8 protein-coding genes are annotated in these 13,835 nt (G+C 71.8%); 6 read left to right on the top strand and 2 right to left on the bottom strand.

From position 1 onward, the window contains the following. Window positions 1-19 precede the first annotated feature (19 nt). Together IEJ02_RS37040 and IEJ02_RS50045 are read left to right on the top strand one after the other, a co-directional pair. Window positions 20-781 carry a thioesterase II family protein gene (locus IEJ02_RS37040; RefSeq protein ID WP_191068846.1) on the top strand — a complete coding sequence of 254 codons (762 nt, stop codon included), beginning with the start codon at window positions 20-22 and terminating at the stop codon, window positions 779-781. Between the two features lie 102 nt (window positions 782-883). Then, entirely contained in the window at window positions 884-3,697 is a 2,814-nt protein-coding gene (locus IEJ02_RS50045) for a helix-turn-helix transcriptional regulator (RefSeq protein ID WP_191068804.1), read from the top strand. Between the two features lie 6 nt (window positions 3,698-3,703). Here the strand turns inward: IEJ02_RS50045 and IEJ02_RS37030 are convergent, their stop codons facing one another. Together IEJ02_RS37030 and IEJ02_RS37025 are read right to left on the bottom strand one after the other, a co-directional pair. Next, a complete protein-coding gene (locus tag IEJ02_RS37030; RefSeq protein ID WP_191068803.1) occupies window positions 3,704-4,351 on the bottom strand; it encodes a response regulator transcription factor in 648 nt (215 codons plus the stop codon). Next, complete coding sequence (locus IEJ02_RS37025) at window positions 4,344-5,588, bottom strand: sensor histidine kinase (RefSeq protein WP_191068802.1); 1,245 nt, start codon at window positions 5,586-5,588, stop codon at window positions 4,344-4,346. Before IEJ02_RS37025 ends, IEJ02_RS37030 begins: the two co-directional genes overlap by 8 nt. A gap of 167 nt (window positions 5,589-5,755) precedes the next feature. On the opposite strand from IEJ02_RS37025, the gene IEJ02_RS37020 reads away from it, so the two are divergent. From IEJ02_RS37020 to IEJ02_RS50040, 4 genes are all read left to right on the top strand, one after another. Continuing rightward, window positions 5,756-6,322 carry a hypothetical protein gene (locus tag IEJ02_RS37020; RefSeq protein ID WP_191068801.1) on the top strand — a complete coding sequence of 189 codons (567 nt, stop codon included), beginning with the start codon at window positions 5,756-5,758 and terminating at the stop codon, window positions 6,320-6,322. 78 nt (window positions 6,323-6,400) lie between these two features. Further along, on the top strand, window positions 6,401-6,901 hold the full coding sequence (locus tag IEJ02_RS37015) for a PH domain-containing protein (RefSeq protein ID WP_191068800.1): 501 nt from the start codon (window positions 6,401-6,403) through the stop codon (window positions 6,899-6,901). Continuing rightward, window positions 6,898-8,445, top strand: a complete 1,548-nt coding sequence (locus IEJ02_RS37010; RefSeq protein ID WP_191068799.1) for a PH domain-containing protein — start codon at window positions 6,898-6,900, stop codon at window positions 8,443-8,445. Before IEJ02_RS37015 ends, IEJ02_RS37010 begins: the two co-directional genes overlap by 4 nt. A 313-nt stretch (window positions 8,446-8,758) precedes the next feature. Further along, the coding region (locus tag IEJ02_RS50040) for a type I polyketide synthase (protein WP_370467180.1) at window positions 8,759-13,835 on the top strand (5,077 nt) is incomplete at its 3' end.

Genomic DNA, 13,835 nt, shown 5'->3' with positions numbered 1-13,835 from the left:
TGAAAGACTTTCCCTACGCATGGGTGCACAGCGAGAAGACAGCGTCTGGATACGACGATTCCATCCGATGCCCGAGAGTCGCGCCCGTCTGGTCTGTCTGCCCCATGCCGGGGGTTCGGCGTCGTTCTTCTTCCCGATGTCCCAAACGCTTTCGTCGTCCGCTGATGTCCTGTGCGTGCAGTATCCGGGGCGTCAGGACCGGCGGCAGGACCCGCTGATCGAGAACATCGACGAGTACGCCGACACCATCGCCGCGGAGTTGAAGCCCTGGCTCGATCTCCCGGTCGTCTTCTTCGGGCACAGCATGGGCGCCGTTCTGGCGTTCGAGGTGACCCGTCGGCTGGAGGAGGCCGACCCGGAGTTCTCCGCGCTCGCCCTCTTCGCCTCGGGCCGCCGGGCGCCGTCCCGTTACCGCGACGAGAATGTGCACCGGCGCGATGACGACGGCGTCGTACGCGAGATGAAGCTGCTGAGCGGCACCGATTCCCGCGTCCTCGGAAATGAGGAGATCCTGCGCATGGCGATGCCGGCGATTCGCGGTGACTACAAGGCGATCGAGACCTACCGCTCGGTGCCCGGCGCCGCCGTCCGCTCGCCGATCACCGTACTGACCGGCGACAACGACCCCAGGACCAGCCTCGAGGAGGCGGAAGCCTGGCGGTCGCACACCACCGGCGCGTTCGACATCCGGGTTTTCTCGGGTGGCCACTTCTTCTTGGCCGGGCATCAAGGGCCGATTATGAGTCTCGTCGCGACGGCGCTTTCGGGGTCGAGACCCTGAGCCGACCGCCTCAGGACCCTGCCCGACGCACTGGAAAACACCACTCGTCACGCTCGATGCCCCCGGCGGCCCGCTGGGGGCATCAGGTGGCTTCATCGGGGGATGAATTCTTTGCCTGCGAACCTCTTCGAATGGGAGAACCACCTCTCCGCGCTGCGCGAAATGCTGCACGGCGCGACGCAGGGCCGGGGCCGGCTGGCTCTGGTCAGCGGTGCGGTGGCCAGTGGTAAGACCACACTGCTGAACACCTTTGCCGAACAGGCCATCGAAAGCGGTGCGTTGCTCCTGGAAGCGACCGGTTCGCGGGCCGAGCGGGACCTTCCCTTCGGAATTGTCCGAAAGATTTTCGATAACGGTGCGATGCCCGCCGATGTGCGATCCGAAGTGATCGCGCTGCTTGACGGAAACGCGCTGGAATCCACCGCCGCGGGACGCATGCACGTGATGTCCCAGATTTCCTCGGCGCTGCTGCGGATGGTCGACGATCGCACTCTTGTCGTCCTTGTCGACGATGTGCACTGCGGCGACGACCAGTCGCTGCAATTCCTGCTCCACCTGGCCCGGCGGGTGCGTCAGGCGAAGGTTCTCATCGTCCTCACCGAATCCCCCCGACTTCGCCAGGAACAGTTCACCTTCCACGCCGAACTGCTCCGCCAGCCCAACTGTGTGCGCATGCGGCTGCACATGCTCACCGAGTCGGGCGTCGCCGAGGCGCTGTCCGGCACCCTGTCCGCCACCGTCGCCACCCGCCTCGCCCCCGAATGCCACCGCATCTCCGGCGGCAACCCGCTGCTGCTGCGCGCCCTGCTGGAGGACTGGCGGACCGTCGGCGAGCACGGCGAGGCCCAGCAGCGCCCGGCGCCCGGCGAGGCGTTCGCCCACGCCGTCCTCGGCTGTCTGCACCGGGGCGAGCCCGAGGTGCTGCGGATCGCCCGCGGGGTCGCCGTCCTCGGCGACGCCCGCTCCCCACGGCTGCTCGGCCAGCTCCTCGACCTGAGCGTCAACACGGTCCAGCAGGGCGTCCAGGACCTGCACCAGTGCGCCATCCTGGAGCACAACGCGTTCCGCGACGAGGTGGCCCGTACCGCGGTGCTCGACGCGATCCCCGCCACCGACCGCGGCGCCCTGCACGCCCGTGCCGCCCGGATGCTGCACGCCGACGGCGCCTCCGCGCTCGACGTGGCCCGCCAACTGGTCTCCGCCCGGCAGGACGCGGAAGCCTGGACCGTCCCCGTGCTGCGCGAGGCCGCCGAATTCGCCCTGGTCGAGGAGGAGTTGGAGTTCGCGCTCCGCTGCCTCGAACGCGCCCACCACGCCTGCGCCCCCGGTCCCGAGCGCTCCGCGCTCAAGGCCCGGCTGGTCAGCGTCGCCTGGCGGATCGGCCCGGCCGGCGCCGAGAGCCATCTGCCGGAGCTCACCGAGGACGCCGAGCGGGGCCGGCTCGCCCCGCGCGACGTCGCCCCGATCACCTCCTACCTCGCCTGGTCGGGACGGCTGGACGCGGCGGCCGGCGCCGTCGCCGCGCTGGCCCGCTCGGCCGCCACCGGCGACGACCCCGCGATGACCGCCGCCGTCTCCGCGTCCGCCCAGTGGCTGACCATGCTCAGCCCCCCGCTGCGCGACCGCCTCCCCACCGTCGGGACCGGCGCCACCGGGGCCACCGCCGGAGCCCCGCGCGACATGGCCGACCTGGCCCACGCCCACGCCGCCGCCACCATGTCCGCCGTGCTCACCGAGGGTCAGGCCGACCGGGCCGTCATCGAGGCCGAGCGGGTCCTGCAGCGCTACCACCTGAGCGACAGCACCCTCCAGCCGCTGGTCGTCGCGCTGATGGCACTCGTCCTGGCCGGCCGGCTCGACCTCGCGCTGTCCTGGTGCGAGCGGCTGCAGAGCGAATGCTCCGCCCGCCGCGTGCCCACCTGGCAGGCGCTGCTGTCCGCCGTACGGGCCGACATCGCGCTGCGCCAGGGCGATCTGCAGGTCGCCGCGCACCAGGCGCGCACCGCGATGTCACGGATCTCGGTCCAGGGCTGGGGCGTGGGTCTTGGGCTGCTGCTGTCCACCCTGATCCAGGCCGAGACCGGGATGGGCCACTACGACGAGGCCATGGCGCTGCTCGAACAGCCTCTGCCCGAGGAGCTCTTCCAGACCCTCCCCGGGCTGTTCTACCTGCGCGCCAGGGGCCGCTGCCACCTGGCCACCGGCCGCTACCACGCCGCGCTCGGCGACTTCACGGCCGCCGGTGAGCTGATGGGCGCCTGGCGGATGGACATCCCCCTGCTGACCCCCTGGCGGCTGGACGCCGCCGAGACCTGGCTGGCCCTCGGCGACCCCGCGCGCGCCCGCGCGCTGGCCGAGGAGCAGCTGCGGCTGGGCCCGGAGGACGCCCGGCTGCGCGGCGCCCTGCTGGTCGTGCTCGCCCGCACCGACGAGCTCAAGCGCCGGGTGCCCCGGCTCAAGGAGGCCGTGGAGATCCTGGAGGGCGGCGACGACCGCATCCAGCTGGCCGTCGCCCTCGGTGAACTCGGCCGCGCCTACCGCTCGCTGGGCGACTTCAACCGGGGCCGGGTGCTCGTCCGCAAGGCCTGGCACGTGGCCAAGACCTGCGGCGCCGATCCGCTCTGCCGTGAGCTGATGCCCCGCCACGCGGACCCCGGCGAGCTCGCGGCGGCCGCCGCCCAGCCGGGCCAGGGGACCGAGGCGCAGCGCGATGTGGAGGCGCTGACCGAGGCGGAGGTGCGGATCGCGGTGCTGGCCGCGCACGGCAACACCAACCGGGAGATCGCCTCCAAGCTGTTCGTCACCGTGAGCACGGTGGAGCAGCACCTGACCCGCATCTACCGCAAGCTGAACGTCAAGCGCCGCCGCGACCTCCCCGCGAAGCTCTCCGACAGCAGCCTGACGGGGACGGTGTAGAGGCCCTCAGTTCAGCAGGCCGTTTTCCATGGCCTTCATCACCGCGGCCGTGCGGTCGGACACACCGAGCTTCCGATACGAGCGCAGCAGGTGCGTCTTGACCGTGGCCTCGCTGACGAACAGCTCGGCGCCGATCTCGGCGTTGGTCAGCCCCCGGCCGACCAGCCGCAGCACCTCGCGCTCACGGCCGGAGAGCGGGGACGGCTCGGGTGCCCGGGTGCGGAAGAGCTTGCCCGCGAGGGACGGGGTGAGGACGGTCTCGCCACGCGCCGCGGTCTGCACCGCGTCGATCAGCTCCTGGCGTGAACTGCCCTTCAGCAGATAACCCGCGGCGCCCGCCTCCACCGCGCGCAGGATGTCGGAGTCGTCCTCGTACGTGGTCACGATGACCACCTTGCAGCCCGGCACCTGCCGCAGGATCTTCCCGGTGGCCTCGACCCCGTCCATCCCGCCCATGCGCAGATCCAGCAGGGTGATGTCCGGCCGCAGCGCGGCCGCCTGGACCACCGCCTCCTCACCGGAACCGGCCTGCCCGACCACCGTGATCCCCTCGGCGGACTCCAGCATGGCGCTCAGCCCCTCCCGCACCACGGGATGGTCGTCGGCCAGCAGGACCCTGATCGGGCTCGCCCCGCCCGGCGTACCCTCAGCCACGCGACTCCTCCCCGGCCAGCGCCGTCATCGGCACGCTCACCTCCACGGTGGTGCCCCGTCCGGGGCTGCTGGTGACGGACGCCACTCCGTCGATCTCCTCGACCCGGGCCTGCATCCCGCGCAGCCCGTAGCCTTCCTGGGTGCCGTCGGGGGTGAACCCCTCGCCGTCGTCGCGGACCAGCAGCCGGACCCCGCCCTGGTCGAAGACCACGATCACATCGACCGTACGGGCCTGTTTGGCGTGCTTGCGCACATTGGCGATGGCCTCCTGCACCGTACGCAGCAGCACCACGCTCACCGCCATCGGCAGCGACTTCTCCTCGCCCATCACCGAACACCGCACCTCCAGGCCGGTCTCGGCGATCAGCCCCTCCGCCTGCCGCCGCACCGCCTGGGACAGCGAACCGCCGCGCAGCGCGGGCGGGGTGAGGGCGGCCACGAAGTCCCGGGCCTCGGCAAGCGACTCCTTGGCCACCCGCCCGGCCAGCGACAGATGGTGCACCGCCTGGTCCGGGGCGCCGCGCACCTCCGACTCGGCCGCCTGCACCAGGCTGATGATGCTGGTCAGGCCCTGCGCCAGGGTGTCGTGGATCTCCCGGGCCAGCCGCTCGCGCTCGGCCGAGATACCGGCCTCGTGGGAGAGCCGGGCCACCCGCTCCCGGCTGTGGCGCAACTCCTCGATGAGCAGTCCGCGCTCCTTGCTCTGCCGCACCACCCGCTTGATCCACATCCCCAGCAGCACCGACAGCGCGATGCTCAGCAGCGAGATGGGCAGCACGCCCAGGACGCTCAGCCCCACATCCTCACCGGTGAACGCCACCACCAGCACGGGGCAGAGGTTGGCCACCGTGGCCAGCGCCACCGCCGAGGCCATCGGCAGGCTCATGATCAGCATCGGGATCACCGCGAACAGCGCGAACGCGCCGACGAGGTTGAACGCCGTGGTGAGACAGAACAGCGTCACCAGGCCCGCCGCGAAGACCAGGTTCCGCGGGCCGTAGGTGTCCTCGATCATCAGCGGCCGGCCGACCGCCGCGTACCAGGGCACCATCAGCGTCAGCGCGGCGATCGGGATGGGGTTGGTGGCCTGCGAGTCGCCGGAGAGGAAGAGCAGGACCGCCGTGACGAGATAGGAGACGGCGAAGAAGCCGTCCCACAGGCCGAACCAGCGGGTGCCGGACTCGGGACCGTAGTACGCCCCGGTCTGCGAGCCGTCCCCCGGAGAGTGATTGCGCACGGCTCAGTACTACCACGCGTGTCCACCGTGTCCACCGGACGGTTGACAGCCAGAACCCACCGTTCAGTCGTCTCGCGGTGGCGCGCCCGCTTCTAGCGTTGGGTCAGGTGGGACGGAGAACCGTCACACCGAACGCACATCCCCGTTCGGCTTGGAGAACGTCGCATATGCCACAGATGAGCCAGTTCCTGTCCGCACTGATCGCCAGTGGCACGATCCTGATCATCATCCTGGCGACCGACATCGGCCGCCGCCGCATCACCACGATGCGGATGGTGCGCTCGGTCATCGCCGTGGCCGTGGTCATCGCGATCTTCGTCGAGTCCTTCCCGACCAAGGGCAACGACATCTCCCTCCAGCTCGTGGGCGTCGGCACCGGCGTCATCTGCGGTCTGATCGCCGGAGTGCTGCTGCCCGCCTACAAGGACGCCACGTCCGGTGAGCTCTACACCATCGGTGGCATCGGCTACGCCCTGGTGTGGATCGTCCTCTCCGGCGGACGCGTCCTCTTCGCCTACGGCGCCGAGCACTGGTTCACCATGGACCTGGTCAAGTTCTCCATCGACTACAAGATCAGCGGCCAGGACACCTACGCCAACGCCTTCGTCTTCATGTCGCTGGCCATGGTGCTGACCCGAACCGCCGTGCTGCTGGCCAAGATGCGCAAGCTGAAGGACCAGAACACCGGGGCCGGTCAGCTGCCGCAGCAGACCGCCACCGGTGCGTCGGTCTGAGCGGCCTGATTTCATAGTCCACCAACCCCCGCCGGGCCCCGCCCCGGCACCCGTCAGACGCAAGAGCAGGGTGAAGCAGTGGAAAGCCATGACAACCTGAGGCTCCGACCGCCTCGGCACCGGGTCGACCGCCGTGCGATCGGCTGGTGGACGCTGCAGTCCGCACTCTTCGCCCTGCCCCTGCCGCTCGTCTTCGGGATCCTGTGGGCCTCCATTCCCCCCACGCGTGAGTTCTTCATGTGGGCCACGCTGATCTCGCTGGTCCCCGGGCTGCTCTACATGGCCGTCATGCCGGCCTGGCGCTACCGGGTCCACCGCTGGGAGGCCACCAACGAGGCGGTCTACGCGGCCTCCGGCTGGCTCTTTCAGCAGTGGCGGGTCGTGCCGCTGTCCCGGGTCCAGACGGTGGACACCCTGCGCGGCCCGCTGCAGCAGATGTTCGGGCTCTCCGGCGTCACCGTGACCACCGCCTCCGCCGCGGGCGCGGTGAAGATCAAGGGCATCGACCACAAGCTCGCCGGGGACCTGGTGGAGTACCTGGCCAAGTGCACCCAGGCCGTGCCGGGAGACGCCACATGAGCTCCGAGACCACCGTGCGGCCGTCTTCCCACGCGGCCGGCCGCGACTGGGGGCGGCTCAACGGGCGGCTGCTCCTGGTCAACCTCTCCATCCTCGCCGCGCCGGTGGCCATGTTCCTGGCCAGCCTCGCGGTCACCGGAGGCGAGACCAACCTCCAGGTCATCATCACCCTCGGCTCGCTGTTCCTGACCTTCCTGGTCATCAGCGGCATCGGGCTGATGCGGCTGTTCACCACCCGCTACCGGCTCACCGAGGACCGCTTCGAGCTCCACACCGGGCTGCTCTTCCGCAGCGAGCGCTCGGTCCCGATCGGCCGCATCCGCGGTGTCGACCTCACCGCCAACCCGGTCCACCGGATCTTCGGCCTCACCACGCTGCGCATCGACAGCGGGGACCAGAGCGACGCCGCCGCCCGCAGGCTCGCCCTCGACGGCATCACCAAGGCCGAGGCCCTGGAGCTGCGCCGCCAGATCATCGCCCTGCGCGACGCGGGCCGGGCCAGGCCGGTGGCCGACAGCGACGGGGTGCTCAGCCGGCTGGACTGGTCCTGGCTGCGCTACGGCCCGCTGACCGTCTGGGGCGTGGGCGGCGTCTTCATCGCCGCCGCCAGCGCGTACCGCACCCTGAGCGAGCTCCAGGTGAACCCGCTGGACCTCGGCGTCGTCAAGGACCTCGAGGACCGCTTCGGCACCATTCCGCTCTGGTACGGAATCCTGCTGGCCGCCGTCGTCATCGTCGTCCTCGGCATGATCGGCTCCACCGCCACCTACATCGAGAACTGGGCCGGTTACGAACTGCGCCGCGAGGACGGCGGAATCCTCCGCATCCGCCGCGGTCTGCTGGCCACCCGGTCCGTGAGCATCGAGGAGCGCCATCTGCGTGGCCTCGAACTCGTCGAGCTCGTCCCGCTGCGCTGGGCCAAGGGCGCCAAGCTCAACGCCGTGGCCAGCGGCCTGGGCAACCAGGAGGACAACCGCAGGCGCCGCGGGCTGACCCCGCCCACCCCGCGAGACGAGGCCATGCGGGTCGCCGCCCAGGCGCTGCCGACCGGCCCCGGGCTGGTCGAGCGCAAGGGTCTGCTCGCGCACCCCAGGGCGGCCCTGCGGCGCCGGATCAACCGCGCCCTCATGTGGTCGGCCCTGATCGCGGCCGTCCCGGTGGGCCTGGGCCTGTGGCTGGGCCGGTGGCTCGTCATCACCGGCGTGGTCACCGGTGTGGTGCTGGTGCCGGTCCTGGTGGCGTTCGCCTTCAGCGCGTACCACAGCCTGGGCCACGGGCTGCGCGGCCGCTATCTGGCCGCGTGCTCCGGTGCGTTCGCCCGCCGCACCGTCGCCCTCCAGCGCGACGGGATCATCGGCTGGAAGCTCTCCCGGACGCCCTTCCAGCGCCGGGCCGGGCTGATCACCCTCGGCGCCACCACCGCCGCGGGCGACGGCGTCTACCGCGTGCACGACCTGACCGAAGGCCAGGGGATCGCCCTCGCCGAGACCGCGGTACCGGGGCTGCTGGCCCCGTTCATCGAGAGAGCCCCCGACCGCGGCTGACCACCCCGAGACCAACTGGCGATCCCCCGAGAGGTGGAGGGGCGGACCGAAAGGCCGCCCCTCCACCTCTAAAAACTGAATAGTGGGCGCATTATTTGCTCGAGATCCTTGTCGCCACCGGAATTCTCATGCACTCTGGTGAATTAACGATGGCCATTGCGCCAGGCCCCTCGAATACGGGACCCCAAAGGGATGATAGGGGTCCATAGGGGGTTTGAAGGGGTTTCTGGTCGCCCTGCCCTGTGTAAAGCTGACGTACGGTCTTGGTGTTATGTCTGCGAGGGTAATGGGGCGCGCGATGGTGAGTGAGTCCGTGGATTTCACGCCCGAGCACACCGAAAAGGGGGGCACGAGCCCCGAAGGGGCGTCCCCGTGGCGCGACCGGCTCGCCGCGCTCCCCGAGGCCGAGCGCGCCGAAGCCCTCACCGCCTGGGTCGGCGAGATCGTCGAACAGGCCCTCAAGGACAAGGCGCCGGACGTCCTCGACCCCGAGCGTCCCTTCCTCGACCTGGGCTTCGACTCCCTCGCCACGGTCGATCTGCACGCCCGGCTGACCGCCGCCACCGGGCTGCGGCTGCCGGTCACCCTCGCCTTCGACCACCCCACCCCCGCCGACCTCGCCCGCCATGTGCGGGCCGAACTGCTCGGCGGGGACGGCGACTCCGACGCCTCTCCGGCCGACGCCGGAATGGGCCCGATCGCCGCCGACGAACCCATCGCCATTGTCGGAATGAGCTGCCGGTTCCCCGGCGGGGTCGGATCCCCCGAAGAACTGTGGGAAATCGTCGCGGGCGGAAAGGACGTCATCTCCGAGTTCCCGGTGAGCCGGGGCTGGGATCTCGCCGGGCTTTACGACCCCGACCCCGACCGGCCGGGCAGCAGCTATACCCGCGAAGGGGGATTCCTGCACGACGCCGATGAGTTCGACCCGGCGTTCTTCGGAATCTCCCCGCGCGAGGCGCTGGCGATGGATCCGCAGCAGCGGCTGCTGCTGGAGACCTCCTGGGAGGTCTTCGAACGCGCCGGTATCGACCCCGCGCTCCTCCGGGGCGGCCGGACCGGTGTGTTCGTCGGCGCCGAGACCCAGGACTACGGCCCCCGGCTGCACGAGGCCGAGCAGGGCTTCGAGGGCTATCTGGTCACCGGCAACGCCGCCAGCGTCGCCTCCGGCCGCATCGCCTACACCTTCGGCTTCGAGGGCCCCACCGTCACCGTCGACACCGCCTGCTCCTCCTCCCTGGTGGCGCTCCACCTGGCCGTGCAGGCCCTGCGCGCGGGCGAGTGCACCATGGCGCTCGCCGGTGGCGCCGCGGTCATGGCCAACCCCGGCTCGTTCATCGCCTTCAGCCGCCAGCGCGGCCTCGCGCCCGACGGCCGCTGCAAGCCGTTCGCCGCTGCGGCCGACGGCACCGCGTGGGGCGAGGGCGTCGGCATGCTGCTCGTCGAACGGCTCTCGGACGCCCGCCGATACGGTCACCGGGTCCTCGCCGTCGTCCGCTCCACCGCCATCAACCAGGACGGCGCCAGCAACGGCCTCACCGCCCCCAGCGGCCCCGCCCAGCAGCGCGTCATCCGCCAGGCCCTCGCAGGCGCCGGATTGACGCCCGGCGAGGTCGACGCGGTCGAGGCCCACGGCACCGGTACGACACTGGGCGACCCCATCGAGGCCCAGGCGCTGCTCGCCACCTACGGCCGGGACCGCGAGGCGGACCGCCCGCTGTGGCTCGGCTCGCTCAAGTCCAACATCGGCCACACCCAGTCCGCGGCCGGTGTCGGCGGCATCATCAAGATGGTCATGGCGATGCGCCACGGGGTACTGCCGCGGACGCTGCACGTGGACGAGCCGACCCCGCATGTCGACTGGACCGCCGGTGACATCGAGCTGCTGACCGAGGCGCGGCCCTGGCCGGAGAGCGACCGCCCGCGCCGCGCGGGCGTCTCGTCGTTCGGCATGAGCGGCACCAACGCGCACGCCATCATCGAGCAGCCCCCGGCCGACGGCGAGGAGCGGGGCGAGGCCGAGGAGCCCGACGGCGAGGGTTCCGCGGAACCCGCCGTGCTGCCCTGGCCGCTGTCCGCGAAGACCACCGACGCCCTCCAGGGCCAGGCCGAGCGGCTGCACGCGCTGCTGGAGGCCGACCCCGGCCTCGCCCTCACCGACATCGGCTACTCCCTGGCCACCACCCGGGCCACCTTCGAGCAGCGCGCCGTGCTCCTCGCCGGTGACCGCGACGGCTTCCGCTCCGCCCTGCGCACCCTCGCCGACGGCGGCGACGGGCCGTCCGTCGTGCGCGGCGCCCCCGCCGCCGGAAAGCTCGCCCTGCTCTTCACCGGACAGGGCAGCCAGCGCCTCGGCATGGGCCGCGAGCTCCACGCCGCCCACCCCGTCTTCGCCGAAGCCCTCGACGACGCCTGCTGGTACCTCGAGGAGCAGCTGGAACTCCCGCTCCTCGACGTGCTCTTCGCCGAGGAGGGAAGCCCCGAGGCCGCCCTCCTGGACCGCACCGACTACACCCAGCCCGCCCTGTTCGCCATCGAGGTCGCGCTCTACCGCCTCCTCGAGTCCTGGGGGCTGCGCCCCGAACTGCTCGCCGGACACTCCATCGGCGAGCTCGCCGCCGCCCATGTGGCGGGTGTGCTCTCCCTGGAGGACGCCGCCGCCCTGGTCGCCGCCCGTGGGCGGTTGATGCGGGAGCTTGCCGAGGGTGGCGCGATGGTCGCGGTGCAGGCGTCGGAGGACGAGGTGCTGCCGCTGCTCGCCGGGCGCGAGGACCGGATCGGCATCGCCGCGATCAACGGCCCGCACTCCGTCGTCGTCTCCGGCGCCGAGGAGGACGCGCTGGAGATCGCTTCCGGTTTCGAGGCGCGGGGTCGGAAGACCAAGCGGCTCACCGTGAGCCACGCGTTCCACTCCCCGCTGATGGACGGCATGCTCGCCGAATTCCGGCGCGTCGCCCAGGTGCTGGAGTACGCGCCGCCGCGCATCCCCGTGGTGTCCACCGTCACCGGGCGCGTCGCCACCGCCGAGGAGCTGTGCTCGCCCGAGTACTGGGTGCGCCACGTCCGCGAGGCCGTGCGCTTCCTCGACGGTGTGCGCACCCTGGCCGACAAGGGCGCCACCACCTTCCTGGAGCTCGGCCCCGACGCCGTGCTCACCGCCATGGCCCAGGACTGTCTGCCGGACGCCGACGGCACCGCGTACGCCGCCGCGCTGCGCGCCGGGCGCCCCGAGGCCGAGACCCTGACGGCGGCCGTGGCGCTGGCGTACGTCCGGGGCAAGAAGGCCGACTGGGCCGCGCCGTACGCCACCACCGGCGCCCGCACGATCGACCTGCCCACCTATGCCTTCCAGCGCCGGCGGTACTGGCTCAACGCCCCGGCCCCGGCCGGATCGGCGGCCGGGGCCGGGCCGGGCTCGGCGGTGGACGGGCGGTTCTGGGATGTGGTGGAGCGCGGGGATGTGGCCGCGCTGGCGGCGGAGCTCGCGGTGGATCCGGGGGTTTCGCTGGGTGAGGCGCTGCCCGCGCTGTCGTCGTGGCGGCGGCAGGAGTCGGTGCGTTCTGCGGTGGACGGCTGGCGTTACCGGGTGGCGTGGAAGCCGGTGACGGAGCGGTCGGCGGCCGGTGTTTCGGGTGGCTGCTGGGTGGTTGTGGTGCCCGGCGGTGAGGCTGAGGGTGCCTGGGCCACGGGTGTGGTGCGGATGCTGGCCGGGCGTGGCGTCGATGTGCGGGTGGTCGAGTCGAACGCGGTGGACCGTGCCGGGGTGGCGGGGGAGCTGCGTACGGCGGTGGGCGACGCCTCGGTGACGGGTGTGGTGTCGCTTCTGGCGCTGGGCGAGGGCGATGGCGCGTCGGGGTTGTTGCGTACGGCCGCGTTGGTGCAGGCGTTGGGTGATGTGGGTGTGGGTGCGCCGTTGTGGGTGGCGACGCGGGGTGCGGTGTCGGTGGGGCGTTCCGATGGTGTGGTGAGTCCGGGTCAGGCGTTGGTGTGGGGGCTTGGCCGGGTGGCGGCGTTGGAGTTGCCGGAGCGGTGGGGCGGTCTGGTCGATCTGCCGGAGTCGGTGGATGAGCGTGCGTTGGGGCGGCTTGCGGGTGTGCTGGCCGGGGCCGGGGCCGGTGGCTCGGGTGAGGATCAGGTCGCGGTGCGCGCCTCGGGCGTCTTCGGGCGTCGGCTGGTGCGGGCGGTCGGGTCCCGTACGTCGGGCGACGAGGGCTGGCGGGCGTCCGGTTCGGTGCTGGTGACGGGTGGTACGGGTGCGCTGGGTGCGCATGTGGCTCGCTGGCTGGTGGCGAACGGGGCCGAGCATGTGGTGCTCACCAGCCGCCGGGGGCCGGAGGCTCCGGGTGCGGCCGAGCTGCGGGATGAGCTCGTGGCTTCGGGTGCTCGGGTGACGGTGGCCGCGTGTGATGTGGCGGACCGGGACGCGCTCGCCGAACTGCTGGCGTCCATACCGGCCGAGTTCCCGCTGACCGCCGTCGTGCACGCCGCCGGTGTGCTGGACGACGGCGTACTGGACGCGCTCACGCCCGAGCGGTTCGCCTCGGTGCTCCGGGCGAAGGCGGACGCCGCGCTGCATCTGGACGAGCTGACGCGCGACCTGGACCTGTCGGCGTTCGTCCTCTTCTCCTCGATCACCGGGTCGGTGGGCGCCGCCGGTCAGGGCAACTACGCGGCGGCCAACGCCTACTTGGACGCGCTGGCCGAGCGGCGGCGCGCCCAGGGCTTGCCCGCCACCTCGATCGCCTGGGGCCCGTGGGCGGACTCCGGGATGGCCGGTGACGACGCCATGGAGCGGCGGATGCGCCGCGAGGGCATGCCGCCGATGGCGCCCGAGTCGGCCGTCGCCGCGCTGCGGCAGGCGCTGGATCTCGATGACACCGCCGTGACGGTCGCGGACATCGACTGGGAGAACTTCCCCCGCACCCTCACCGCCGTACGGCCCAGCCCGCTGATCGCCGAGCTGGCGGCGGAGGCCGGGCCGGGCGCCGCGACCGGCGCCGACACCGCCAGGGTCGTCACCGACGCCGACTCCGCCTCCCCGCTCGGCGAGCGCCTGAGCGGCCTCCCGAAGGCCGAACAGGACCGTGCGATCCTGGAGTTGGTGCGTGCGCAGGTCGCGTCGGTGCTGGGGCACGGCGGGGGCGAGGCGGTGGCGGCCGGGCGCGCCTTCAAGGAGCTGGGCTTCGACTCGCTGGCCGCGATCGAGCTCCGCAACCGGCTGAACGCGGCGACGGGCCTGCGCCTGGCCGCCACGCTCATCTACGACTACCCGAACGCGACGGCCCTGGCCGACCATCTGCGTGCTGAGCTGCTGGGTGCGGATGTTGTGGCGGCGGGTGGTGTGGTGGCTCCGGCGGTTGCGGTGGCCGACGATCCGATCGCGATCGTGG

Source organism: Streptomyces sp. 5-10, assembly GCF_014712245.1.
Taxonomy (GTDB): domain Bacteria; phylum Actinomycetota; class Actinomycetes; order Streptomycetales; family Streptomycetaceae; genus Streptomyces; species Streptomyces violaceusniger.
This window is presented reverse-complemented; position numbering and strand designations above follow the sequence as displayed.